Source organism: Halorubrum sp. Atlit-26R (assembly GCF_003666015.1).
Taxonomy (GTDB): Archaea; Halobacteriota; Halobacteria; order Halobacteriales; family Haloferacaceae; genus Halorubrum.
On the sequence record NZ_QPLT01000012.1, the window covers coordinates 38,717 to 60,079 of the forward strand.

Consider the following 21,363-nt stretch of genomic DNA (forward strand, 5'->3'; position numbering starts at 1 on the left):
CCGAAACGGTCCGTCACTGGTCGAGCCAGACGTTGTTGTAGTCGCTCAGGACCCGCGGGTTGTACTGCGAGCGCGGGTGGGCGACGAAGTCCTCGACGTAGTCGCGGACCCCGATGGAGACGCGCAGGCTGTAGCTGGGGAGGTGGACCCGGTCTTCGAGCACCGTCGGAATGATCGACTCGTACAGCTCGCGCCGCTCGTCGATGTCGCTGGCGCGCCGGGCCTCGATGATGTCGGCCATGAGGTCGTCGTTCTCGTAGTAGGTCCCGTTGGTGGCGCCGATCTGGCCGTCGTGGAACAGGTTGTACACGTACGAGTCCGGGTCCGGGCCGCCGAGCCACCCCAGCGCGTACATGTTGTAGTCGTCCTCGTCGCCGGTGTCGTACGTGTCGAGGAAGGTGCCCCAGTCGTACCGGCGCACCTCCGCGTCGTAGCCGGCCTCGTTCAGGCCGTTCGAGACCGAGATCCCGATCTGCTCCCGGAGGTCGTCCGGCGGCACGATGATACGGAAGTTGTAGTCCTCGGGCACGCCCGCGTCCGCGAGCAGCTCCGCGGCGCGGTCGACGTCGCGGTCGTGGCCGATGTCCGCCCACTCGTCGGTCGGGAAGTCCCACGAGTCGGCGACCGGGAGCGGCACCGGCGCGTAGTTGCGCTCCCCGGCCGGTTCGATGAAGTTCGAGACCGCCTGGTCCATCGAGACCGCGTAGTCGATCGCCTCGCGGACCTGCGGGTCCGCGGTCGGCCCCTCGTTGCAGTTGAACGCGATGTAGTAGTAGGAGATGCCGGGCTCGGACTGGAGCGACATGTTGTCCGCGCTCCGGACCGTCTCCCACGTCTGGGGCGTGATCCCGTCCGCGACGTCCGACTCGCCGGTCTCCAAGGAGACGACGCGCGTCGTGCTCTCCTCGACCGGCTCGAACCGGAGCCGATTCAGGTGCGGCAGCGTGTCGCCCCAGTAGCCGTCCCACTTCACCAGGTCGACGAACTCGCCTTCGGTCCAGTCGTCGAACTCGAACGGCCCCGAGCCCACCGGCGACTCGAGGTTGAACGCGTCCCTGTCCGCCTCCCGGACCGACTCGGGGACCACGCTCCGCGTCAGCGCGAGCGTGTAGAAGGGGCCGTACCCGTACTGGAGGTCGATCTGGACGGTCCGGTCGTCGACGACCTCGACCGCGTCGATCATCTCGACGTCCGGCGCGTTGGCCGTCTCCTCCTCGACCGGCGCGAGCAGCGAGTACCTGACGTCCTCGGCGGTGACCGGGTCGCCGTTCTGGAAGCGCGGCCCGTCGCGCAGCTCCACGACGTACCGCGTCCCGTCCCGCTCGACGGTCGGCTCCTCGCTGGCGAGGTGTGGCACCGGGTTCGTCCGCTCGTCGTAGGCGTACAGCGGCTCGAAAACCTGCGAACACACCTGCTGCGAGTAGATGTCGTTGACCACGATCGGGTCGAACTCGATCGGAGACACCTGCTGTGAGTACACTAACTCGCCGCCGCTGACGGGCTCGTCCTCGCTCCCGGCCCCGTCGTCGGTCCCGTTGCCGTCGGTTCCGCCGGGTCCGTCTCCGGCCGTTCCGTTCCCGTCGCCGTCGGAGCCGCGGCCGGCGCAGCCGGCGACCGCCCCCGCCGTCACCCCGGTCGCGACGCCGCGAAGCACGCGCCGCCGCGACGAGTCGAGTTTCCGTGACATTGCCCGCCGTTTCGCCCCGAGGGATAAGTCAGGAGACACCGAGGCAGCGTTCGACCGTACGCCGGACAACCAGAGATTGTTGCCGAGAACCGGCGGCCGGCGACGTGTTTTTGTGCGTTCGGCGTGGCGGATACGCCAAGATGCCACGCGAACAGTACCAGACGAAGTTGGAGGGGCTCCGCGACGACGTCCTCTACATGAGCGAAGTGGTCGCCGAACGGCTCCGCATGGGGCTCGACGCCCTCGAGCAGCAGGACGGGGAGCTCGGCGAGGAAGTGATCGCCGGCGACGCCGAGATCAACGACCTCTACCTCGAATTAGAGGGGCAGTGTACGGACCTCATCGCGCTCCAGCAGCCGGTGGCCGGGGACCTCCGGTTCATCGCGGCCTCGTTCAAGATCATCACCGACCTCGAACGGATCGCGGACCTCGCGACGAACCTCGGGGAGTACGCGAAGCGGGCCGACCGCGAGGTGTTCCCCGACGTCGACGTCCAGCGCATCGGGGACGACACGCTGGCGATGCTCCAGGAGGCGATGGACGCCTACGCGGAGTCGGACCCGGAGCGCTGTTACGCCGTCGCCGAGTCGGACGACGACCTCGACGCCGCCTGTGAGGCCGCGAGCGACCTCGTCGTCCGCGACCTCATCGAGCGCGACGAGCTCCGCGAGGAGGAGGACGTGGAGGCGACGATGCGGAACGTCTCGCGGCTCCTCCTCACGATCCGCGACCTCGAACGCGTCGGCGACCACGCGGTCAACATCGCCGCCCGGTCGCTGTACATGATCGAGAACGACGACGAGCTGCTGTACTGATCTGCGTCTGTACCGACCGGGGACGAGGGCGTACGCCCTTGGCGGGCCGTCCGCGACGTGTCACCGCGCGTGACGCCGTCCCCGTGTTATATCCGGCTGACCGCCGACTCCGTACACATGGTTCTCGGAGCTATCGTCTCGTTCGTCGTCGCGCTGTTGGTCGGTGGATTAGGCATCTACGTCAGCGGCCGTCTCGTCGCGGGCGTGGACGACTACTCGCACGCGGTGGTGACGGCGCTGCTCGGCGCGCTCGCGTGGGCGATCGGATCGCTGATCCCCCTGATCGGGTCGGTGGTCGCGCTGGTCGCGTGGGTGTGGGTCATCAAATGGCGGTACCCCGGCGGGTGGAAGGACGCGGCGATCATGGGGCTCGTCGCGTGGGCGGCCGCGCTGGTCGTCATCGCGGTACTGGACGGCCTCCTCGGGCTCGACATCAGCGCGTTCGGCGTCCCCGGCGCCTGAGCGTCGGGTTCCGTTCCGCTCCGTTCCGCTCCGTTCGCTTCGATCCGCTCGGATCAGGTGGCGATCTCGAACCGAGCGCCGCTGGCCGCGTCCTCGGTGACGCGGATCTCCCAGCCGTGCGCGTCGACGATCCGCTCGACGATCGCCAGCCCGAAGCCGCTGCCGTCCTCCCGGGTCGTGTGTCCCTTCTCGAAGACGCGCTCGCGTTCCGCGGGCGGGATACCGGGGCCGTCGTCCTCGATGAACACGCCGCCGTCGGGCAGGACGCCGGCGGTGAGCGTGACGTCGCTGCCGCCGTGTTCGACGGCGTTGCGGATGATGTTCTCGAACGCCTGCGTGAGCCGCGCGGAGTCGCACGACAGCGTCACGCTCCCCGTGACCCGCAGCGTGCTCTCCGGCGCCCTGACGTTCTCGTAGCCCTTCTCGACGATCTCCGCGAACGGAACGTCCCGCCGGTCGCCGAGCGTCTGCCCCTCCTTCGCGAGCGTCAGCAGCTCGTCGATGAGCGCGTCCATCCGCGCGACGGCGTCGAGCGCCGTGTCGATGCGCTCGTCCTCGACGTCCGACGCCGCGAGGCTGAGGTTGCCGGCCGCGACGTTCAGCGGGTTCCGGAGGTCGTGCGACACCGTCGCCGTGAACTCCTCTAATTGGTCGACCGTCTCGGTCAGCTCCCGGTCGTACAGCTTCCGGTCGGTGATGTCGCGCGTCAGCCCGACGAGCGAGGTGACCGCGCCGTCCTCGTCGGTGATGGGCTTACACCGCGACTCGACCCAGAGCCGCACCGACTCGGACTTCTCGACCCGGTACTCGACCACCTGCGGCGTCCCCTTCGAGCACGACTCCATCGCCTGTCGGACCCGGACCACGTCGTCCTCGTGGACCCGGTCGAGGAACGTCGTCGGGTCCTCGCGGAGCTCCGCCGGCGACTGGCCGAATATCGCCTCGTGGCCCTCGTTGATGAACCGCAGCTCGTCCCAGGTCGGCGAGAACACCCACCACACCTGGTCGGTCACGGCGGCGATCTCGCGGAGCCGCCTGTTCGTCCGGTCTCGCTCCCGCTGTGCCCGCCGGTGCTCGACGTAGGTGACGATCTTCCGCGCGAGCAGCGGCGCCTGGTTCTCGATGGTGTCTTGGATCACGTAGTCGGTGACTCCGGCCTCGATGCTCTCGCTCGCGACGGTCTCGGTCCCGGTGTTCGTGAACAGCAGGAAGGGGAGGTCCGGCCGCTCCTCGCGGACCCGCTTCAGGAACTCGACGCCGGTCACGTCCGGCATGTGGTGATCGCAGAGCACGCAGTCGATCGACGCCTCCGCCAGCAGCCGCTCCCCCTCGGCGGCGGAGTCCGCGGTCTCGATCCTTAGCCGGTCGCACTCGTCGCGTAGCCGCGTGGAAACCAGCTCTCGAAGCTGGTCGTCGTCGTTGACGTACAGCAGGTCGATCGGAGGGTCGGGGTTCATGGCCCCGCTCTCGGCGGCGATCAAAAAGTCGTTCCCCCACAAAAATCACGTCTGATACCTCGCGGCCGGTCCGGGACCCGCCCGATTCAATCGGCGGCGGGCGCCGTCCGGGCCTCGGCGCGCGTCACACCGCGACCCACCACGCCACGGCGACCGCGACGCCGCCGAGGGTCGAGCTCAGGACGGCGTGTCGGCGGAGCCGGTCCCGGAGTCGGTGGCCGTCGGCGTCGTGGTCCGCGGCGTCGACCGGGCACGTCTCGCTCCCGGTGGTACACTCCGGCAGCAGATCGACGGCGACGTGGAGGAACACGCCGGCGGCGATGCCGAAGAGGAGCCCGCGAGGTCCGCTCTCCGGCGAAAGTCCGGCGATGCCGACCGGGAGGGCCACGATGCCGACCGCCGCCGCGGGCAACAGCAGGGTGACGACCGACTGCCCCCGCTCGGCGAGGCGACGGGCCGCGGCGTACCCGGCGGGCGCCTTGTGCGAGACGAGCGCGACCCCGAGGACGGAGGTGAGCGAGGGCATCGCCGTGTAGATCGCGCCGATGATCGCGCCGGCCGAGAGCGCGTGAACCGTCAGCTCGGCCGTCGTTCGATCGACGGGTAGATCCAGATGGGTGAACCGGTGTCCGACCGTGTGACCGGCGTACCCGCCTAGGAAGCCGACCGCGATGCCGAGGCTGCCGAGTCGGCCGTGCTGGCCGAGCGCCTGCGGGATCAGGAAGAGCGCGGCGCTGGTCACCATCGCACCGCTGGCCAGCCCGTACCCCCAGACCGGCTCCAAGGGGTGGCTGCTCCGCACCGCACGGGCGCCGAGGGGCGCGCCGACCGCCATCGCCGCGAACGCGGTCCAAGAGACCGCCACGAGCTTCCAATTAACCCCGTCGGCTATCGCCGCCACCGACAGGAGTACCAGTGCTATCAGTCCGGCCGCTCCGACGGCTCGTTCCCGGCCGGCCGTCGATCGATCCGTCGCAGCCTGGGAGAGATGTTCTCCGGTCACTATTGTACAGTAATAACTAAACTACCCGAATTAATAAAAACTTCGGGCACGTTCTCGGACCGGACGTGGATCCGCGGCTACGAACCACGAAACCGGCCGTATCGGGGATTTAAACCGCAGGCTCTGCTGAAACCCTTCGGAAGTGATACATTCTGACCGGGCGTGGTCAGCACAGACGTAGCGACGAGTGATAGCGGGAGTAAGTGTAGCACGTCGCTCAGTGCGATGGCGTGGGCGTTTATAAGTCGGACCGCGGTGTTGCTGTCGGCTCTTTATAAATGGTTGAGGCTGCTGCGGTGGACACCTACAAAGCCCCAGCCGGTGAGGCGGGCGCACGCTCGCTGTCGCCCGAAAATCGAAGATTTTCGGGATGACGAGAGAGCTTCGCTCTCTCGAACCACGCGCCTCACTCGATCGCTACCGCTCCCTCGTTGCGGTGCTTTCGTCGCCTGCGCCCGCCTCACCGGCTGCCCCTTTGAGTCCCGCCCCGCACGGCACCCGCACCTCACGCCTCCCCAGCCTCGTCGCTGGCGGCTGTCGCCGCCAGCGACTCCCTCGCGCCGTCGGTTCGCGGCCCTCCGGGCCGCTCACCGGGGCGCGCCACCGCCTATCATTTATAAGCGCTCGTCGCCGTCGCTCATGACTATTTAAATACCGTTTCGTCGCTATCGATCTGCGATACTCACTCCCGCTATCGATCAGGAAGCACCATTCAGCGACCGGGTGTTTCATCCCAAGTTATATTTGAAGAACAGGGTTTCAACAGGGCCAAACGGCTCTAAAGTGTTGGAATCGGCGCGAGGGGTACCGACGGTACACCCTCGTCGAGCGGGCTGTGGCCTCAGTCGTCCGCCGCGGCGGGGGCCGTGCGCGGCTCCGCGTGCGCTTCGGCCGCCTCGGGCGCCGGCGTCCACGTCAGTTCCTCCTCGTACTCGAAGGCGCGGTGGTCGCGCGTCGGGTCGACAACCGTCAGCGAGAGCCAGTCGTTGTCCAGGAGTCCGGTCACCGCCTCGTTGTCGGCCAAGACCTCGGTGACGCGGTCGACCGGCGCGTGGACGACCGTCGAGAGCCGGAGCGGCTGGTGGTACGGCTCGCCGGCGGCGGCCTTGACCGACTGGATCGGGAGTCCCGTCATGAGGTCGCCGCCGTTGCCCTGGTAGACGCCGACGTTGCCGACGGGGTTGTGGGTCACCTTCGACCCGCTCCCGTACGCCGCGTTGTCGACCGTCGAGAAGTAGTACTGCGCGTTGATCCACTGCGTGACGACCATCGGGCCGGCCAGTATCGCTTCGAGCGCGTCGCCGTCCGGGTCGGTCGCCCAGTCGTACGAGTGGAGGAAGGCGCGCCCGTCGAGGTCGAGGCCGCTCGTCAGCTCGCGGGGGCCGACGACGAAGCCGGCGTTGCCCGCTAACCCCCACTCGGGGCGCGTCTCGGCCCAGTCGCCGGCGCGGCGCTCGGTCTCGCGGACGGCCGACTCCTCGGCCTCTTGCCCGGTGCGCTCGGCGGCGGCGCGCCCGCGTGCGGCGTCGAGGTCCGCGCGCAGCCGTTCGAGGTCCGCCGCGTGCGACTCCGGCACGTCGCCGTCGTACAGCTCGATCTCGTCGGTCGTCGTGTTGTGTTCGGCCGCGAGGAAGACGGTGTCGTCGGGCACGTCGATCCCGCACTCGCGCAGTCCCGCCTTCACCTCGGGGTCGTTACAGATCGCGGCGAGGGCGCGGGCGTTCGGCCCGCCCGGGTTGCCGGCGCAGGCGCCGCAGTCGAGGCTGGAGTCGTAGGGGTTGTTCGCCGTCTCGGCCGCGTGGCCCGTGAAGACGACGAGGCGCCCGAACGCCTCCCAGCCCATCAGTTCGAAGGCGGTCGCGGCGTACTCGACCCGCTCGTCGCGGGTGAGCCCCGTCGGAAGCCCCTCGCCGGAGTCGTCGTGCTCGTGGACGCCCGGCTCGCAGAACTCGTGGTCGGCCGGCACCGCGTCGTCGGCGCCGTCGAGCAGGTCGCGCACCCGGCCGGGCACGAGCGTGCGCGCCGCGAGCGCGAGGCCGTACCCGCTCCCGGCGCCCTCGACGAAGCTGAACGCGGTGGCGGGGTTCGACCGCAGCGTCTCGACCACCTCGCCGGCGGCCTCGCGGAGGTCGGCCCAGCGGTCGCGGCTCGCCCGCGCGTCGTCTTCGGCCGGAACCTCCGAGACGCGGTGTTGCGGGTCGACGATCGGCGGGCAGGCGTCGACCGACACGCTTGCGTCGTACCCGGTGTACTCCATCGGGACGCCGAAGAAGCCCGCGTACCCGTGCGTCTCGTAGTCGCCGGTCGCCTCGACGTGCCGGCGGATCACCTCGGAGCGCGTGTCGATACAGAAGACCAACTGGGCGTCCGGCCGCTCCGACGCCCCGCCGTCGGCGCGTGCCTCGTCCCCCTCGCGCGCTTCGGTTCCCCCGTCGCGCGCCTCGCTCTCGGCGGCGACCCGCTCGACGAGCCCGTCGCGGTACGTGGCCTCCCACGCGCTCAGGAACGCGTCGGCGATCTCGTCGCTCGGGTCGACCGCCGGCCCGTCGGACCCCTCCGGCGGCGCGAGGTCGACGCCGAAGGCGTCCGCTAACGCCAGCCGGGCCGCGAGGTAGCCCGTCGGCGTGATCGGGTGCGCGGACTGCCACGCGCCGCCGTCGTCGGCGCGCCGCTTGAGCAGCCCGGTCCACCCGGGGAGCGCGGCGAACTGCGACTCGAAGACGGCCTCCCACCGGTCACGGGGGTACGGCTCCAGCGCGGACTCGATCGCCGTCGTCGGCGACGCCGGGAGGTCGGCGACGAGTCCCGTATTCGGAATTTCGTCGTCGTACGCGGCCACCGACCGGAAGGCGTCGTAGAACCCCGCCTCGCGGTTCGGCATCGACCACTCGGCCTGTCCCTCGTCGAGGAACGCCGACAGCCACTTCGTCAGCACGCGGTCGACGCGCTCGGCGTCGGAGTCCGTCGCCTCCGCGTCGCCGGAGCCGCTCGATTCCGCCGTCTCCTCGGCGTTCTCCAGCCGCTCCAGCACGGCCTCGGGGTCGCCGTCGCAGCCCCGGTCGGTCAGTTCCGCGTCGAGCAGGTCGGGGTCGATACGTCCCTCGTCGAGGGCCGCCCGGAACGTCTCCGCGCGCGGGTAGCCGCGGCCGCCGAGCAGCTCGGACGCCCGGCTCACGGCCTCGTCGAACGGCCGGTCCTCGAAGCCGGAGAGGGGGTTCGCGGTCACGAACGAGTGGACCGGCCAGACCGAGCCGACGGCGCTCGCGGCCGCGTCGATCTCGTCTTCGACCGTGTCTCCATCGCGTCCCATTGCGTCGGCGTCGTCTTCGGTGGTGGGTTCAGCGTTCATCGTACTCCTCCGTGGCGGTCAGGACGGTGTCCGGTGCGGGTTGCCCCGCGTTCACGAGCGCGACGTAGAGGCGCTCGCTCCGCTCGTGGACGCCGGTCTCGATCGCGACGTACGCGGCGAGGAAGACGACGGCGACGAGCGCGTGGAGCGCGGTCAGTTCGGTCGGGGCAGAGACGAGCGGTAGTCCGGAGAGCAGCCCCGAGACGGCCCGGTACGCGAGCGCGTACACGGCGATGGCGGGGAGCGCGACCAGCGGGACCGCCCCGTAGCGGGCCGCCGTCGAGAGGGCGGTCCGGCGGACGGCGCTCCGGGCCGCGTGGAGCGTCGTGAGCGTCACGAACCCCGCGAGCAGCAGCCCGCTGTCGACGCTCGTCCCCTTCCCCGTCAGGAGCGCGAACGTCGCGCCGCCCGCGAGCCCGGTCAGCAGCACGACGACCGCGCCGGCGACGCCCGTTCCCTCGGGTTCGGGTCCGCTCTCCGTCGGGGCGGCGCGCTCGACCTCGTCGCCCGCGCTCAGGAAGTGGTACGCCTTGTAGAAGCCGTGTAGAATCAGGTGCGTGACGGCGGCGCCGAAGAAGCCGAGCCCGGCCTGGACGATCATGAAGCCCATCTGACCGACCGTCGAGCAGCCCAGTTCGCCCTTGACGTCCGACCGGACCGTCTTGAGCAGCTTCCCGGCCAAGGCGCTCGCGGCGCCGACGACCACGATAGCGAGCATGAGCCACGTCTCGACGGTCACGACCGGCGCGAAGCGGGTCAACAGGATGCCGCCCGCGTTGACGAAGCCGGCGTGCATCAGCGCCGAGGCCGGCGTGGGGGCGGTCATCGAGGAGAGCAGCCAGCCGTGGAACGGGACGAGCGCCGACTGGATCATCGCCGCGAGGACGAGCGCGGCGCCCGCGACGAGCCACGCGGGCCCGCCGAGGGAGTCGGCGCTCGCGGCGATGCCGGAGACCGTCGTCGCGCCGGTCGCCCACCACAGCGCCGTCACGGCGACGCCGAGCAGCGCGCTGCTGGCGAGGAAGTGCCTGCGGGCGACGCTCGCGGCGGCCCGGGCCTGCGGCCAGCCGTCGACGGTGCCGACGAGCCGCGCCATCAGGAGCCCCATCGCCAGCCAAAAGCACCAGAACAGCGCGACGTGGTCGGCCGCGACGAGCGCCATCACGGCGAGCGTGAACGCGGAGACGCCGAGGAAGAAGTCGGTCTCGTGGGCGCTCCCGACCATGTAGCGGCGCGAGTAGCTGTGGACGATCCCGCTGAAGAACGTCACGACGACCCACAGCAGGACGGTCAGCCCGTCGACGGCGACCGCGCCGGAGATCTCCCAGGGCCCGCCGAGTCGGACGTGGGCGACGAGCGCGGCCAGGCTCGCGGCGAACAGCGTCCACGCGAGCCGCGTTAGTGCGACGGGAACGGTCGACGACTCGGCCGTCTCCCGGAGCGCTCCGACCGTCGGGTTCGAGGTGCGTCCTGACATCGTTCGAGCGACCACGCGACCGGGGTCGGACCGCGCGCGGCGCTTGGTCCGGTTTCGGTCGGTTTTCATCGCTTTCGAGAACGGAACGGCTATTAAATCTGTCTGTATTCACAATTCGTTCGACCATACCGGATTATAGAACATTATGTTTATCGCCTCCGCGATCCGATCGGGCTCGGTCAGCCTCGCGGCGACGGCCGCCTCCGGCCCGTTCGGCGTCGCCACTCAGGAAACCATAACCTCCCCCGGTCCGGAGGGTCGGTATGGAAGAACTCTCGGGAACCGTCCTCGCCGGAGAGTCGTTCGAGCCGGTGCGAGGGCGGGTCATCGTCGAAGACGGGCGGATTGCGGCGGTCGAGGAGACGGACACCGACTCGACGGACGTCGTGCTGCCGGCGTTCGTCAACGCGCACACCCACCTCGGGGACTCCGTCGCGAAGGATGCCGCGGTCGGCCTCTCGCTCGACGAGGCGGTGGCGCCGCCGGACAGCCTGAAACACCGGCGGCTGGCGGCCGCCGACCGCGACGAGCTCGTGTCGGCGATGCGGCGGACGCTCCGATTCATGCGGCGGACCGGCACGGTTTCGACGCTCGACTTCCGCGAGTCGGGAGTCGCCGGGGCGCGGGCGCTCCGCGACGCGGCGGCGGACACCGGCGTCGACCCGTTCGTCTTCGGGAGCGGCGACGCGTCGGTCCTCGACGTGGCCGACGGGTACGGCGCCTCCGGCGCGAACGACGACGACTTCGCCGCGGAGCGCGCCGCCTGCGAGGAGCGCGGCGTCCCGTTCGCGATCCACGCGGGCGAGCCGGACGCGACCGACATCCACCCGGCGCTCGATCTGGACCCGGACCTCCTCGTTCACATGGTCCACGCCGAGCGGGAGCACTTGGAGCGCGTCGCGGGTCAGTCCGTCCCGATCGCGGTCTGTCCGCGCGCGAACGCGGTCCTCGACGTCGGAACGCCGCCGATTCGGGAGCTGCTCGATCACACGACGGTCGCGCTCGGTACGGACAACGTCATGCTGAACCAACCGTCGATGTTCCGGGAGATGGCGACCGCGGCGAAGCGGTTCGACGTCACCGACCGGGAGGTGCTGCGGATGGCGACCGCCGCGGGCGCCGAGATCGCCGGCCTGGACTGCGGGGTCGTCGAACCGGGCCGGCGGGCGGCGCTCCTCGTCCTCGACGGCGACTCGGACAACCTCTCCGGCACCGAAGATCCGGTGGCAGCGGTCGTCCGGCGCGCGACCGGGCTCGACGTGAAGCGGGTCGTCGGCTGACCGCCTCTCCGGCCCGCCCCGCCTCGGTCAATCCTCGCCGTTCCGCTCGACGTCGAACTCACCGAACGGGGTCGTCTCGTGGGTCCGCACGAGCACCTCGTCGGCGACGGTGACGCCCATGTCGAGGAGCGCCTGCGCCACCGGCGTGATGTCGTCGTCCGACTCGCCGACGACGGTCACGAGGAGGTTCTGCTCGCCGGTGACGAGCTCCTGGACCGACACGACGCCGTCGATGTCGAGGATGTCCGGGATGAGCTCGCCGCGCTCCGGAATCGACGCGGTGCAGTAGAGCAGCATCCGGAGGGGGTAGCCCGACCGCTGGTAGTCGACGCTGGCGCTGTACCCCTTGATCACCCCCTCGGATTCGAGCCGCTGAATCCGCTTGCGGACGGTGCTGTCCGAGGTGCCGGTCCGCTCCGCGACGTCCCCGGACGACGTGTTCCGTGCGTCCTCCTGTAGCGCGTACAGGATCGCCCTGTCGACGTCGTCTATCGCGCCGTTGCCCATACCGCGGTGATAGACGCGCGGCCGTTTTATACGTTGTCGAGACCGGCAAGTCCGCGTTTTCGACCGCGGCCGTCCGATCCCGACGCCTACATACGATCCCCGCCAGTGGGTCGGATATGGGTACGTACACCGCGGACATCGACGTGCGGTTCCGCGACATCGACGCGATGGGCCACGTCAACAACGCCGTCTACGCGACGTACATCGAGCAGGCGCGGACGCGGTACTTCAGCGACGTCCTCGACGCCGACCTCTCGCGCGTGTCGACCGTGCTGGCGTCGATCTCGATCGACTTCCGGCGCCCGGTCGAGCTCGTCGACGGCGAGGTCACCGTCACCGTCGACGTGGCCGACCTCGGACGGTCGAGCGCGACGATGACCCACGAGATCCGGGCCGGCGGCGAGGCGGCCGCGGAGGCCGAGGCGACGCTCGTCTCCCTCGACCCGGAGACGGGGGAACCCGCACCCATCCCGGAGGAACACCGGGCCGCGATGGAGTCGTACCACGACCTGTGAGGCGCTCGGGCGAGGCTCCGTGCCGCGGTCGGGGCGGGGGGAGGCGCGGACGCACACCTTCTTGACGGCGCGGACGGATCGATCGGTATGAGCGTTCGACTGTACGCCCTCGACGGGTGTCCGTGGTGCGAGAAGGCGGCCGACGCCTTGGACGAGGCGGGCGTCGACTATGAGACGGAGTGGGTGGAGGCGCTCCACTCCGACCGCAACGAGGTCAAGCGCGTCAGCGGCCAGCGCGGCGTCCCCGTCCTCGTCGACGAGGAGCGCGGCGTGACGATGGCGGAGAGCGCGAACATCGTCGAGTACGTCGAGAGGACCCTCCAATGAGCATCTACACCGGCCGCGGCGACGAGGGCGAGACCGACCTCCGGGACATGAGCCGGGTGTCGAAGTCGAGCCACCGCATCGAGGCGTACGGCTCCGTCGACGAGGCGAACGCGCTGCTCGGCACGGTTCGCCCGACGGGGCACGACGACGTCGACGACCTGCTGGAGGCGATCCAGAACCACCTCCACGTCGTCCAAGCGGACCTCGCGAACCCCGACCCCGACCCGGACGACCCGCAGGTCGAGAGCGAACACACCGAGGAGTTAGAGGAGCACATCGACGCGTTCGACGAGGAGTTAGAGCCCCTCACGTCGTTCATCCTGCCGGGCGGCGGCGAGGCGGGGGCGGCGCTCCACCACGCGCGCGCCGTTGCGCGGCGGGCGGAGCGCCGCGTCGTCGACCTCGCGCGCTCGGAGCCGATAAACGAGGCCGTCGTCACCTACCTCAACCGGCTCTCCGACCTCCTCTTCACCCTCGGGAGGGTCGTCAACGCGCGCGACGGCGAGCCCGAGGAGTCGCCCTCGTACTGAGCCCGCGCCGTTTCGACCGCGGGGGCGGCCCGGCTCCCGAGCGCGCGATTTTTCCCCGTCCCGCGCGAGGTGCGGGTATGACGCTCGACAGCTACGCGGCGGCGGTCTCCGGTCTCGACCCGGACCCCGGCGAGGTCGAGACCGCGGAGCTCGTCGTCACCGACGACGCGCTCGTGAAGGCGTTCGTCCTCGGCCCGGACGCGGCGGTCGACCCCCACGAACACGCCGGCGCCACGAACGTGTTCCACGTCCTCGAAGGCGAACCGACCGTGGTCCGCGACGACGAGGAGGCGGCGCTCGCGGCGCCCGCGGTGGTGCCGAACGAGCGGGGCGCGGTCCACGGCGCCCGCAACGACACCGACGAGCGGGCCGTACTCACGGCCACTCTCGCCCCCCTCCCCTGATGGACGGCGAAATCGACCCCGAGGAGCTGTCGGCGCTGCTCGATGAGCGCGACGGCTCCGGAGACGACGCCGACGGCGCCGACGGGAACGCCGACGAGTCCGAACCGCTCCGCGTCGTCGACATCCGCGACCAGCGCGCGTTCGACCGGGGCCACCTCCCCGACAGCGAGTGTATCCCGTTCCCGGAGCTGACGAGCCGTATCGCGGAGTTAGAGGGGGCAGAGCGGATCGTCACCGTCTGTCCGCACGGCGTCGCGAGCCAGCAGGCGGCCCAGCTGATCGGCAGCTACGAGGGCACGCAGGAGGCGCGCGTCGAGAGCCTCCGCGGCGGAATCGAGGCGTGGGAACAGGAGATTGGTGAGCTGACGGCGTCGGAAAAACCGGACCCCGATCCGGACGAAGGCCCCGAATCTCCCTTCTGACGCGGGACGGTTCTTTTTTAAATGGCTCAGATCGCGCGGACGCGGACCCGCCAGAAGTCGCGGAACGCGTCGTCGAGCGCCGCCTCCGGCTTCCCGGTGGCGTCCGAGACGTCCGTCACGTCGGCGCGGTCGCGCACTCGCCCGAGGACGCTGCGCTCGCCGACGGCGATCACGCGGTCGAGGTCCTCCGCCCCGGCGACCGCGGCGAGCGCCTCGTTCGCCCGGTCGAGGTGGTCGTCGATCTGTCCCTCGCGGCGGCGCTCGAAGCGCCCCTGCGAGAACCCGCCCTTCGAGTGCGCCTCTTTCACGTCGCTGGTGAACCCCTCGAAGGCGACCCGCTCGCCGCCCTCGTAGGTGCCGACGGCGAAGACGTCCGAGCGGACCAGCGCGAACGCGAACCGGCCGGTCGGGCGGAACCACGCCTCGTCGAGCCGAAATCTATCGCTCCAGCGGTCGAACGGCTCGGGCTCGACCGGCGGGGTCAGCGCCGCGCTCACGGCGCCGGTGTCGTCGGCGAGGACGACCGCGGGCGCGGCGCGCCGGACCAGCTCCGTGCGGTCGCCGAACCAGTCCGAGACGGTCGCCGGGACCGAATCGGCGTCCGGCACGTACGCCGTGAGCAGCCCCTCGGGGTCGTCGGTCTCGACCGCCCGGAAGCGGTCGAGCACGTCGGCCAGCCGCGAGCCGCTGTAATCGCTCACGCGCCGGAACTCGACGGACGCCTCGGTTCCCTCCGCGCGCTCCAACCGCTCTTCGAGCGACTCGATCCGGTGCTCGAGCTCGTTGACGCGCTCCTCGGCGCGCTGGCGGTCGGCGACCGCGTCGGAGCGGCGCTCCTCCTCGGCCTCGGCGCGGCGTTCGAGGTGGCGCTTCTCCTCTTCGAGCTCCTCGATCCGCTCTTTCAGCTCGGCGCGCCCGAGCAGCCTGTCGATCATACCGAATCCGCGACCCCCTGCGACCTAAAAGGTGCGTCTGCGGCGGATGCGATTTTGTGACCGCTTATAAATGAACGCTGTGCGGTGGCGCGTGCCGACGAACGCCCGAAGGGCGTGAGTCGCACGCGCGAGGGAGTCGGTGGTCCGGAGCGAAGCGGAGGACCACCGACGAGGCTGGGGAGGCCTGAGGTGCTGTGCGGAGCGGTTTGGGGCGGGACTCAAAGGGGCAGTCGCGAAGGCGCCGTAGGCGACGTAAGCACCGGAACGAGGGAGCGAAGCGACCGAGTGAGGAGCGCAACGAGCGTACGGCGCCTTCGCGGCTGGGGCTTTGGAAGCGTTCGGTGCTGATCTGCTATCAATCATTTATAAGCGAGCGGCTGGGGCTTTGGAAGTGTTCGGCGCGGATCCGCCATCAACCATTTATAACTGAGCGGCTGGGGCTTTGGCGGTGTTCGCCGCCGATCCGGAATCAACGACTTATAAGCGAGCGGCTGGGGGTTCGGGGGTGTTCTCAATCCGGGCCCGACCCTCTATTTATAAATAGCAACGACAATCGACGGGAAAAACGGAGTCACGTTCCTCGTATCACGCGTTCACGAACGGCTCCCACCCCTCCCAGCGCAGGAGCGTCTCCGCGCGGTCCGCGTCCGCCAACAGCACGTTCCGCCGGTCCGGGAGCGTCTCGTCGGCGAGTTCCTGAGGAATCGCGAGCGTGCCGCTGGGTACGTCGTCGTCGCCGCCGACCGGGATGTGGCCGCCGTCGACTTTCATCACGAGCGGGGCGTCGAGCCGCTCGACCCCCTCGCCGTCCGCGTACAGCTGCTCGTTGACGCGTTCGTGGTCCGCCCGCTGGATGACGGCGCGCTCGCCGTCGCGGGGTTCCACGTACAGTTCCCCCAGGTAGTAGCCGCTCGAGAATCGCTCGAACATTCTATGCGTGGTATCCTCTACCACGACCATACATAAGCCTTTCTCGGACGGGATCAACCGTGATAATCGGGGCAAGATACGGGCCCCAATGGAACATTCATTGGACGTCGCGTCCAATATTTCATCCGAATCAGCCGGGAGAACGAATCTACTTATAAATCGTAGATCAACACGGACACGTCCGAAGCCCTAGCCGCTCGCTTATAAATACTCGACCGGAGATCGACGGCGGACACCTCCAAAGCCCCAGCCGCGAGGACTCGGTGCGCTCGCTGCGCGCCTCAGTCGCTCACTCCGTTCGCTCCCTCGGTGCTTACGTCGCGCGCCTTCGCCCTCGCGGCTGCCCCTTTGAGTCCCGCCCTGCACGGCGACCGCGCCTCACGCCTCCCCAGCCTCGTCGGCCTCCCTCCGCTTCGCTCCGGTCGGCCGACTCCCTCGCGCGTGCTGACTCGCGCCCGAAGGGCGCTCGCAGGCACGCGCCACCGCACCGCGGATCGGTCGTCGCTTTCCCCGTATTGGGTTGATCTCGGTTCGGCGCGAGAGCCGTTCGGCGACGCCCACGTACGAGACCGATGCCACGTGGTCGCCGTCCGCCCGCCACCTGCCCTCAGTCGCCGTCTGACCGCCGCGCGACCTCGTGACGGCCGAACCCGTACCGGAGGCGGTTCGCGAGCCGCCGAGAGAAGCGGCCCTCGTTGCGGGAGTCGAACCGCTCCGCGAGCGCCTGATAAATGATCGGGACGGGCACCTCCTGTTCGAGCGCCTCCTGGACCGTCCACGTGCCCGTCGAACCGCCCGCGACGTGGTCCGCCACGTCGCCGAGGTCCGACCCCTCCTCGCGGAACGCCTCCTCGCAGAGCTCCAAGAGCCACGACCGGATCACGGCGCCGTTGTTCCACGTGCGCGCCACGGACTCGGTGTCGAGGTCGTAGCGCCCGTCGGTGAGCAGCTCGAACCCCTCGCCGTACGCCTGCATCAGCGCGTACTCGACGCCGTTGTGGACCATCTTCACGTAGTGGCCGGCGCCCGACTCGCCCATGCGATCGTGGCCGTCCGGCCCGGTCGCCACCGCGTCGAAGACGGGCACGAGCGCCTCGTAGGCCCACTCGGGGCCGCCGACCATCAGCGAGAACCCGGCCTCCGCGCTGGCGGGCCCGCCGGAGGTGCCGCAGTCGAGGTAGGCGGCGTCCGTCGCCTCGGCGCGGCGCACCGAATCCTCGAAGTGCGAGTTGCCGCCGTCGACGACGACGTCGTCGCCGTCGAGGTGCGGTTCGAGGTCAGCGAGCGTGGCGTCGACCGCGTCGCCCGCGGGCACCATCAGCCAGATCCGCTTTTCGCTCCCCAACCGGTCACAGAGGTCGCCCACCGAGTCGGCCGGCTCCGCGCCCGCCTCCGCCGCCTCCGCGGTCGCCTCCGCGGAGAGGTCGAACGCGACCACGTCGTGGCCCGCCTCCAGCGACCGGTTCGCGACGATCTGCCCCATCCGCCCGAGTCCGATGACGCCGAGTTCCATGCGCGAGGGGTGGCGACCCCCCGCCGTAGTGGTTCCGGTTCGGGGGCCGAGCCGCCACGCGACTACTCGCCGGCCTCTGCCTCGGCCTCCCGCTCGCCGAGGTGCGCCCGAAGCGCGTCCACGTCCTTGTTGCCGGCGCCGGTGTTCAGGAGGACGACGGTGTCGTCGGGGCCGAACTCGCCGGACTCCGCGAGCGCGAACGCGCCGGAGACGGCGGCCGCGCAGGTGGCGCCCACCTCAAGCCCCTCCTCGCGCGCGACCTCGATCGCGGCGTCGAGGATCTCCCGGTCCGTCGTCGCCACCGCGCCGCCGTCGGACTCGCGGATCGCCTCCAGGATGAGGTGGCTCGCGCCCGGGTCGGGGATCGCGATCCCGTTGCACGCCGTGTCGACCTCGTCGTCTGCGAGCGGCTCGTGGCGGTCGGCGCCCGACTCGTAGGCGCGGACGACCGGGGCGCAGCCCGCGGCCTGCGCGGCGTACATCGGGACCAGCTCGTCGGTCCACCCCAGCTCCCTCGCCTCCCGGGCGGCCTTGTGCATCCCGACCAGCCCGACGCCGCCGCCGGTCGGGTAGACGACGCCGTCGGGCGCCTCCCAGTCCAACTGCGCTAGCAGCTCCAGCGCCATCGTCTTCTTCCCCTCGTGGCGGTACGGCGTGACGAACGTCTTCGTCGAGTACCACTCCGGATGCTCCTCCATCGCCTCGGCGTACGCCTTCCCGGCGTCGCCGATCTGCGAGTTCCCGCCGACGGGGTCGGTGACGGTGAGGTCCGCGCCGTGAACCTCCGTCATCGCCTTCTGCGTGAACCCCGCCCGCGAGGGGAGGAAGACGTGCGCGTCGAGGTCCGCGCGGGCCGCGTACGCCGCGGCCGCCTGCCCCGCGTTGCCGGCGCTGTTGAGCGCGACCTCGCTCGCGCCGTGCTCGCGCGCGGCCGTCATCGCGGCCGCCTGCCCGCGGTCCTTGAACGTCCCCGTGGGGTTCGCGCCCTCGTCTTTCAGGAGAACGCGGCCGACGCCCATCGCGTCCGCCAGCGCCGGGCACTCGACGAGCGGCGTGGCGCCCTCGCCGAGCGACACCGCCGTCTCGGCGGGGAAGGGAAGTAGTTCGGCGTACCGCCACATCGACCCCTCCGGGCGCGCGTCGAGCGTCTCCGGCGTCAACTCGACTTGGTCGTAGTCGTACTCCGGGTCGAGGATGCCGCCGCAGTCGGGACACCGGTGCGTCGCCGTCTCCGCGTCGAACGTTTCCGCGCAGTCGACGCAGGCCAGGCCGACGAACGCTTCTGTCGTTTCCATGGGGCCTCGCTCGCGTGCCGGGAACTTCGGTGCTGCGGTCGCGGCGGGTACTTAGGGTCGAAACGTATGAAGGGGTACTCCGAGGGGGGCCGCGGTCGTAACAGCGAACGAGATGCTCGCTTCAGCGACCGCGTCCGATCCGCCGGGGGAACCGAGGTGGGACCGATGACCCGAACCGACCTGCGGTTGGACCTCCCGACCGGATCGTGGCTCGGGGACGTCTCCCGGCGCGTCCCCGCGGCGACGCTCCGGGTCGCGGAGACGATCGCGGTCGACGGCGACGACCGGCAGCCGACCGACGGGGATCCGGCGGTGGCCGCGACCGTCCGCGTCGGCGGCACCGACAGGGACCGCGTCGAGGCGGCGCTCCGCGACCACGAGCACGTCTCGCGCGCGACGGCGGTCGAGCGCCGCGGCGACGTCCGCACGCTCCGGGTGGTCGGCCGCGCCCCCGCGTACCTCCCCGCGGCGCGGGCGGTCGGCCTCCCGATCGAGTCGACGGTGGAGGTCGTCGACGGCCGCGCGGCGGTGACCGTCGTCGGCGACCGGGGCCGGATCGAGGCGTTCGGCCGCCGGCTCGCGGGCGACGGGATAACGGTCGGCGTCGCCGCCACCGGAGGGGACGACCCGGACCGGACGCTCACGGAGGCGCAGCGCGACCTCGTCTTCGAGGCGGTTCGGGCGGGGTACTACGACACGCCGCGCCGGTGTACGCTCACGGAGTTAGCCGAGGCGAACGGGATCGCGAAGTCGACGTGTAGCGAGACGCTCCACCGCGCCGAGGGACGGGTGATGCGCCGGTTCGTCGACGGAGAGGGGCCGTTCTCGGAGTCGAACGCCGGAGCGGGCCCGACCGGCGAGACCGGGCCCTCCGAGACGGCGGCGCTCGACGGCGAGGAGTTCGACGCGAACGAGCGCGACGCAGAACGGGCCGACGAGTTCGAGGCCGCCGACCGCGAGGAGCCGGTCCGGTCCGCGGCCACCGAGCCCTGACGCGGCCGGGCTCCGTTCCCAGACCCCCCGCTACTCCCCGTCGAGCGCCTGCCACGAGAGCCGCGGGTTCCGCGCGGCGCCGACCTGATCGATCCGGCCCGCGGCGGTCCGGTTCGGGGCCGCGTCGAGCGCCTCGTCGGTGTCGGCGTACGCGAGGTTGAACGCCTCCGCGAGGTCGTCGAGCGAGGACTGCCCCTCGATCTCGGTCGGCTCGGTCAGCATCGCCTCCGGCACCATCTCCGGCCACTTCGTCGTCGGCGGGTGGACGCCGAAGTCGAGCATGCGCTTGGCGACGTCGGCGGCGTCGCGGTCGCCCGCGGTCGCGGCGAACTCGTGGTGGAACGGACCGAACGGCACGTCGAGGTCGATCCGCTCGGCGAGGTAGTTCGCGTTGAGGACGGCCTTCGCGGCCGCGTCCGCGAGCCCCTCGTCGCCGAGGCGGGCGACGTACGCGTACGCCTTGATCGACACGAGCCAGTTGCCGGCGAACCCGTGGACCTTTCCGATCGTGTGGGCCGGCTCGAAGCGCTCGTACCCCGACCCCTCAGCCGCCTCGCGGACGCGGGGCGTCGGGAGGAACGGCGCCAGCTCGTCGACGACGCCGACCGGCCCGGCGCCGGGACCGCCGCCGCCGTGGGGCGTCGCGAACGTCTTGTGGACGTTGTAGTGCATCACGTCGAACCCCATGTCGCCGGGACGGCCGCGACCGAGCAGCGCGTTGAGGTTCGCGCCGTCGTAGTAGAGCAGCCCGCCGGCGTCGTGGACGACCTCGGCGATCTCGGTGATGTCGCGCTCGAAGAGGCCGACCGTGTTCGGGTTCGTGAGCATGAGGGCGGCGGTGTCGTCGCCGACGGCCGCCTCCAAGGCTTCGAGGTCGACCCGGCCGTCCTCGCCCGAGGGGAGCTCGACGACGTCGTAGCCCGCGGTCGCGGCGGTCGCGAAGTTCGTCCCGTGGGCCGACGCCGGGATCACGACCTCCGAGCGGTCGTTGCCGTGGTGTTCGTGGTACGCCTTCGCGACGAGGATCCCCGTCAGCTCGCCGGCGGCGCCCGCGGGCGGCTGGAGCGTGACGGCGTCCATCCCGCCGATCTCCGCGAGGACCTCCTGGAGCCGGTACTGGAGCTCCAAGTTCCCCTGCGCGGAGCGCGCGGAGCGGTCGGGGTGGATCGCCGCGTTCGGGTCCGCCGCCACGTCCTCGGTGAACTTGGGGTTGTACTTCATCGTACAGCTCCCCAGCGGGTACGGCCCCGCGTCGATCGCCCAGTTCATCTGCGAGAGCCGGGTGTAGTGGCGCGCCGTTTCCGGCTCCGAGGGGTTCGGGAGCGTCAGCTCCTCGCGGGTGAGGTCGTCGGGGAGCGGGGAGTCCTCGCGCACGTCGACGGTCTCTTGGCCCTTCTCCGAGAGCAGCGGCTCGCGGACGTCCTCTCCCTCTCGCTCGTAGTTCGCTTGGTCGTGGATCATC

20 protein-coding genes are annotated in these 21,363 nt (G+C 70.5%); 9 read left to right on the plus strand and 11 right to left on the minus strand.

Features of this window, described 5'->3' with window-relative positions; genetic code table 11:
• Nucleotides 1–13: 13 nt before the first annotated feature.
• Nucleotides 14–1,687, minus strand: coding sequence for an ABC transporter substrate-binding protein (locus DVK07_RS13510; protein ID WP_121597549.1), 1,674 nt, complete (start codon nt 1,685–1,687; stop codon nt 14–16).
• A gap of 140 nt (nt 1,688–1,827) precedes the next feature.
• Here DVK07_RS13510 and phoU point away from each other — a divergent pair, with 140 nt between their 5' ends.
• Nucleotides 1,828–2,502: a phosphate signaling complex protein PhoU gene (gene phoU, locus DVK07_RS13515; RefSeq protein ID WP_121597550.1), complete on the plus strand. Its 675-nt coding sequence runs from the start codon at nt 1,828–1,830 to the stop codon at nt 2,500–2,502.
• A gap of 117 nt (nt 2,503–2,619) precedes the next feature.
• A complete protein-coding gene (locus tag DVK07_RS13520) occupies nt 2,620–2,964 on the plus strand; it encodes a hypothetical protein (protein WP_121597551.1) in 345 nt (114 codons plus the stop codon).
• 53 nt (nt 2,965–3,017) lie between these two features.
• Here the strand turns inward: DVK07_RS13520 and DVK07_RS13525 are convergent, their stop codons facing one another.
• From DVK07_RS13525 to DVK07_RS13540, 4 genes are all read right to left on the minus strand, one after another.
• A complete protein-coding gene (locus tag DVK07_RS13525; protein WP_121597552.1) occupies nt 3,018–4,421 on the minus strand; it encodes an ATP-binding protein in 1,404 nt (467 codons plus the stop codon).
• 124 nt (nt 4,422–4,545) lie between these two features.
• A complete protein-coding gene (locus DVK07_RS13530) occupies nt 4,546–5,256 on the minus strand; it encodes a ZIP family metal transporter (RefSeq protein ID WP_321166979.1) in 711 nt (236 codons plus the stop codon).
• Between the two features lie 1,009 nt (nt 5,257–6,265).
• A complete protein-coding gene (locus DVK07_RS13535; RefSeq protein ID WP_121597554.1) occupies nt 6,266–8,773 on the minus strand; it encodes a DUF2309 domain-containing protein in 2,508 nt (835 codons plus the stop codon).
• The gene (locus DVK07_RS13540; protein WP_121597615.1) at nt 8,763–10,250 is read right to left on the minus strand and encodes a proton-conducting transporter membrane subunit; all 1,488 of its coding nucleotides are present in this window, start codon (nt 10,248–10,250) and stop codon (nt 8,763–8,765) included. The genes DVK07_RS13535 and DVK07_RS13540 overlap by 11 nt, the downstream gene beginning before the upstream one ends.
• Before the next feature lie 263 nt (nt 10,251–10,513).
• On the opposite strand from DVK07_RS13540, the gene DVK07_RS13545 reads away from it, so the two are divergent.
• Complete coding sequence (locus tag DVK07_RS13545; protein ID WP_121597555.1) at nt 10,514–11,530, plus strand: amidohydrolase family protein; 1,017 nt, start codon at nt 10,514–10,516, stop codon at nt 11,528–11,530.
• A 27-nt stretch (nt 11,531–11,557) separates the two neighbouring features.
• On the opposite strand, the gene DVK07_RS13550 is transcribed toward DVK07_RS13545, so the two are convergent.
• The gene (locus tag DVK07_RS13550) at nt 11,558–12,037 is read right to left on the minus strand and encodes an Lrp/AsnC family transcriptional regulator (protein ID WP_121597556.1); all 480 of its coding nucleotides are present in this window, start codon (nt 12,035–12,037) and stop codon (nt 11,558–11,560) included.
• A 116-nt stretch (nt 12,038–12,153) separates the two neighbouring features.
• On the opposite strand from DVK07_RS13550, the gene DVK07_RS13555 reads away from it, so the two are divergent.
• The 5 genes from DVK07_RS13555 (at nt 12,154) to DVK07_RS13575 (ending at nt 14,235) form a co-directional block, all read left to right on the plus strand.
• Nucleotides 12,154–12,552, plus strand: a complete 399-nt coding sequence (locus DVK07_RS13555; RefSeq protein WP_121597557.1) for a thioesterase family protein — start codon at nt 12,154–12,156, stop codon at nt 12,550–12,552.
• Between the two features lie 87 nt (nt 12,553–12,639).
• Nucleotides 12,640–12,879, plus strand: a complete 240-nt coding sequence (locus tag DVK07_RS13560; protein ID WP_121597558.1) for a glutathione S-transferase N-terminal domain-containing protein — start codon at nt 12,640–12,642, stop codon at nt 12,877–12,879.
• Nucleotides 12,876–13,409, plus strand: a complete 534-nt coding sequence (locus tag DVK07_RS13565) for a cob(I)yrinic acid a,c-diamide adenosyltransferase (protein WP_121597559.1) — start codon at nt 12,876–12,878, stop codon at nt 13,407–13,409. Before DVK07_RS13560 ends, DVK07_RS13565 begins: the two co-directional genes overlap by 4 nt.
• Nucleotides 13,410–13,486: 77 nt before the next feature.
• Nucleotides 13,487–13,813, plus strand: a complete 327-nt coding sequence (locus DVK07_RS13570) for a cupin domain-containing protein (RefSeq protein WP_121597560.1) — start codon at nt 13,487–13,489, stop codon at nt 13,811–13,813.
• The gene (locus tag DVK07_RS13575) at nt 13,813–14,235 is read left to right on the plus strand and encodes a rhodanese-like domain-containing protein (protein ID WP_121597561.1); all 423 of its coding nucleotides are present in this window, start codon (nt 13,813–13,815) and stop codon (nt 14,233–14,235) included. The genes DVK07_RS13570 and DVK07_RS13575 overlap by 1 nt, the downstream gene beginning before the upstream one ends.
• Nucleotides 14,236–14,261: 26 nt before the next feature.
• On the opposite strand, the gene DVK07_RS13580 is transcribed toward DVK07_RS13575, so the two are convergent.
• The 4 genes from DVK07_RS13580 to DVK07_RS13600 all read right to left on the minus strand — a co-directional run bounded on the left by DVK07_RS13580 (nt 14,262) and on the right by DVK07_RS13600 (nt 18,908).
• Entirely contained in the window at nt 14,262–15,170 is a 909-nt protein-coding gene (locus tag DVK07_RS13580) for a Vms1/Ankzf1 family peptidyl-tRNA hydrolase (protein ID WP_121597562.1), read from the minus strand.
• Between the two features lie 585 nt (nt 15,171–15,755).
• The gene (locus DVK07_RS13590) at nt 15,756–16,100 is read right to left on the minus strand and encodes a DUF5802 family protein (protein WP_121597563.1); all 345 of its coding nucleotides are present in this window, start codon (nt 16,098–16,100) and stop codon (nt 15,756–15,758) included.
• Nucleotides 16,101–16,707: 607 nt separating this feature from the next.
• A complete protein-coding gene (gnd, locus tag DVK07_RS13595; RefSeq protein WP_121597564.1) occupies nt 16,708–17,613 on the minus strand; it encodes a phosphogluconate dehydrogenase (NAD(+)-dependent, decarboxylating) in 906 nt (301 codons plus the stop codon).
• A 62-nt stretch (nt 17,614–17,675) separates the two neighbouring features.
• Complete coding sequence (locus DVK07_RS13600; protein ID WP_121597565.1) at nt 17,676–18,908, minus strand: threonine synthase; 1,233 nt, start codon at nt 18,906–18,908, stop codon at nt 17,676–17,678.
• Between the two features lie 165 nt (nt 18,909–19,073).
• Between DVK07_RS13600 and DVK07_RS13605 the strand changes: the two genes are divergently transcribed.
• Nucleotides 19,074–19,901, plus strand: a complete 828-nt coding sequence (locus tag DVK07_RS13605; protein WP_121597566.1) for a helix-turn-helix domain-containing protein — start codon at nt 19,074–19,076, stop codon at nt 19,899–19,901.
• Between the two features lie 30 nt (nt 19,902–19,931).
• On the opposite strand, the gene gcvPB is transcribed toward DVK07_RS13605, so the two are convergent.
• Complete coding sequence (gcvPB, locus tag DVK07_RS13610; protein WP_121597567.1) at nt 19,932–21,362, minus strand: aminomethyl-transferring glycine dehydrogenase subunit GcvPB; 1,431 nt, start codon at nt 21,360–21,362, stop codon at nt 19,932–19,934.
• Nucleotide 21,363 lies beyond the last annotated feature (1 nt).

Excerpts from the sequence above, each read along its gene's own strand:
- DVK07_RS13510 (WP_121597549.1), bottom strand. The coding sequence starts at position 1,687 with ATGTCACGGAAACTCGACTCGTCGCGGCGGCGCGTGCTTCGCGGCGTC.
- phoU (WP_121597550.1), top strand. The coding sequence starts at position 1,828 with ATGCCACGCGAACAGTACCAGACGAAGTTGGAGGGGCTCCGCGACGAC.
- DVK07_RS13520 (WP_121597551.1), top strand. The coding sequence starts at position 2,620 with ATGGTTCTCGGAGCTATCGTCTCGTTCGTCGTCGCGCTGTTGGTCGGT.
- DVK07_RS13525 (WP_121597552.1), bottom strand. The coding sequence starts at position 4,421 with ATGAACCCCGACCCTCCGATCGACCTGCTGTACGTCAACGACGACGAC.
- DVK07_RS13530 (WP_321166979.1), bottom strand. The coding sequence starts at position 5,256 with ATGGCGGTCGGCGCGCCCCTCGGCGCCCGTGCGGTGCGGAGCAGCCAC.
- DVK07_RS13535 (WP_121597554.1), bottom strand. The coding sequence starts at position 8,773 with ATGAACGCTGAACCCACCACCGAAGACGACGCCGACGCAATGGGACGC.
- DVK07_RS13540 (WP_121597615.1), bottom strand. The coding sequence starts at position 10,250 with ATGTCAGGACGCACCTCGAACCCGACGGTCGGAGCGCTCCGGGAGACG.
- DVK07_RS13545 (WP_121597555.1), top strand. The coding sequence starts at position 10,514 with ATGGAAGAACTCTCGGGAACCGTCCTCGCCGGAGAGTCGTTCGAGCCG.
- DVK07_RS13550 (WP_121597556.1), bottom strand. The coding sequence starts at position 12,037 with ATGGGCAACGGCGCGATAGACGACGTCGACAGGGCGATCCTGTACGCG.
- DVK07_RS13555 (WP_121597557.1), top strand. The coding sequence starts at position 12,154 with ATGGGTACGTACACCGCGGACATCGACGTGCGGTTCCGCGACATCGAC.
- DVK07_RS13560 (WP_121597558.1), top strand. The coding sequence starts at position 12,640 with ATGAGCGTTCGACTGTACGCCCTCGACGGGTGTCCGTGGTGCGAGAAG.
- DVK07_RS13565 (WP_121597559.1), top strand. The coding sequence starts at position 12,876 with ATGAGCATCTACACCGGCCGCGGCGACGAGGGCGAGACCGACCTCCGG.
- DVK07_RS13570 (WP_121597560.1), top strand. The coding sequence starts at position 13,487 with ATGACGCTCGACAGCTACGCGGCGGCGGTCTCCGGTCTCGACCCGGAC.
- DVK07_RS13575 (WP_121597561.1), top strand. The coding sequence starts at position 13,813 with ATGGACGGCGAAATCGACCCCGAGGAGCTGTCGGCGCTGCTCGATGAG.
- DVK07_RS13580 (WP_121597562.1), bottom strand. The coding sequence starts at position 15,170 with ATGATCGACAGGCTGCTCGGGCGCGCCGAGCTGAAAGAGCGGATCGAG.
- DVK07_RS13590 (WP_121597563.1), bottom strand. The coding sequence starts at position 16,100 with ATGTTCGAGCGATTCTCGAGCGGCTACTACCTGGGGGAACTGTACGTG.
- gnd (WP_121597564.1), bottom strand. The coding sequence starts at position 17,613 with ATGGAACTCGGCGTCATCGGACTCGGGCGGATGGGGCAGATCGTCGCG.
- DVK07_RS13600 (WP_121597565.1), bottom strand. The coding sequence starts at position 18,908 with ATGGAAACGACAGAAGCGTTCGTCGGCCTGGCCTGCGTCGACTGCGCG.
- DVK07_RS13605 (WP_121597566.1), top strand. The coding sequence starts at position 19,074 with ATGACCCGAACCGACCTGCGGTTGGACCTCCCGACCGGATCGTGGCTC.
- gcvPB (WP_121597567.1), bottom strand. The coding sequence starts at position 21,362 with ATGATCCACGACCAAGCGAACTACGAGCGAGAGGGAGAGGACGTCCGC.